At 65.9% G+C, this 1,961-nt stretch carries 2 protein-coding genes; one reads left to right on the forward strand and one right to left on the reverse strand.

Annotated features, from left to right (window positions below; genetic code table 11):
• Positions 1-765 (reverse strand): prolipoprotein diacylglyceryl transferase (gene lgt / locus ABI213_RS08085; RefSeq protein WP_348026669.1); only part of this gene is annotated, 765 nt, incomplete at its 3' end.
• Between the two features lie 75 nt (positions 766-840).
• Here lgt and ABI213_RS08090 point away from each other — a divergent pair.
• On the forward strand, positions 841-1,961 hold a 1,121-nt coding region (locus ABI213_RS08090; RefSeq protein ID WP_348026671.1), incomplete at its 3' end, for an AAA family ATPase.

The following is a 1,961-nucleotide window of genomic DNA, read 5'->3' on the forward strand; positions in this document are numbered from 1 at the left end:
GCCCAAAATCATCGGCACGCACAGCCACTGGCCCATGCTCATGCCCAGCGACAGCAGACCCAAAAAGGCATCCGGCTCGCGGAAGAACTCGGCAATAAAACGGAACACGCCGTAGCCAAACAAGAAGGCCGCCGCCACCTGGCCCGGCGCACGCTCTTTGCGCGCATACAGCCAGAGCAGCACAAACAGCAACAGGCCCTCCATCAGGAACTGGTAGACCTGCGACGGGTGGCGCGGCAACGGGCCGCCGTCGCGGAACACCATGCCCCAGGGCAGATCGGGCGAACTCAGCCGCCCCCACAGTTCGCCATTGATGAAATTGCCCACGCGCCCTGCCGCCAGACCGGTGGGCACGCACGGTGCCACAAAGTCGGCCACTTGCCAGAACGGCTTTTTGCGCGAATGGGCAAACCACACCATGGACCCAATCACGCCCAGCAACCCGCCGTGGAACGACATGCCGCCCTGCCAGACGTAAAAAATCTCCAGCGGGTGGCTGAGGTAAAAGCCCGGCTTGTAAAACAGGCAGTAGCCGATGCGCCCGCCCAGCACCACGCCCATCACCCCGAGAAACAAAATATCCTCCACGTCTTTGGACACCCAGGCACCCGGCCCGGTGATATGGGCAAACGGGGGGTGCCGCAAACGGCGGATACCCAGGAACATGAACAGCGCAAACGCGGCCAGATAGGTCAGGCCGTACCAGTGGACCGCGAGGGGTCCAATTTGCAAGGCGATGGGATTGATTTCGGGGTGGATCAGCATGGCGGGTATTGTGCCCGCAGCTCTTGCCGCACCCAGTGCTGCGCATAATGTTTACACAATTTCGCTAAGGAACCCATGCCGCACACCGCGCACGTCACAGGCGACGGCAACACCGTGGTGCAGATCGCGGGCGACCACAATACAGTGGTGCTGGGCCGCGCCTCTCTGACGCTGACGCGGTTTGACAGCCAGCGCCGCATTGCCCACCCGCTGAACGCCCTGTCGCCATATTCCCGCTCCACCCGGCTGCTAGGCCGCGAAGAAGAACTGGCCAGCCTGCGCGCTTTTTTAAACACCCCCAAGCCGATCAGCGTACGCGCCATGGTGGGCGGTGGTGGCAGCGGCAAGACCCGGCTGGCGCTGGAACTCTGCGACCAGATGCAGGCCGAGGGCTGGAACACCGGCTTTGTCACCAGCACCGAGGCCGACCGTTTCCTCGCAGGCCAAAACCTCAGCGCCTGGGGCTGGCAAAAACCCACCCTGGTGGTGATGGACTACGCCGCCGCCAAAGCCCAGGCGCTGGGCCCGTGGCTGGACGAACTGGCCGACCGCACGATAGCCACGATGGCCACACCCCAACCGCTGCGCATTCTGCTGCTGGAGCGCAGCGCCGACCCGGCCTCGGGCTGGTGGGCCAGCGTGTTTGGCGGCGGTTTGCGCGCCCTGGGCAAGCGGGCCCTGCTGGACCCTGCCCTGCCCGTGCCGATCCGCCCACTGGCCACCACCGCGCACCGGGTGGCCTTGCTGCAAGACATGCTGGCCCTCGCCAGCCCGGATACGCCGGTGGCGCTGCCGTTGCACGACCCGGCGTTTCACCAGCAGTTGATGCAACCCAGTTGGGGTGGCGACCCGCTGTTTCTGATGCTGGCTGCCATGGCCATGGTCCAGCACGGCCACAGCGCCCTGACGCTGGGCCGCACCGATCTGGCCGATCTGGTGGCCGAAGGCGAAATCGACCGCCTCGCCAAACTGGCCCGCGCCCACAGCCTGACACCCGACCTGGTGTTGCACCTGGCCGCCTGCGCCACCCTGGCCCAGGGCCTGCCCCGAGCCACGTTTCTGCCCTTCGCCGCCGCCGAGCAGCAAGCCACCGGTTGGACCCAGCCGGATGCCCCCGCCGGCCTGTTCAAGCTGCTGATGCAAGCCCTACCTGGCCCCCACGGCATCGCCCCGGTGATTCCTGACATGGTGGGCGA

It is taken from the genome of Rhodoferax sp. (genome assembly GCF_039922535.1).
GTDB lineage: Bacteria > Pseudomonadota > Gammaproteobacteria > Burkholderiales > Burkholderiaceae_C > Rhodoferax_B.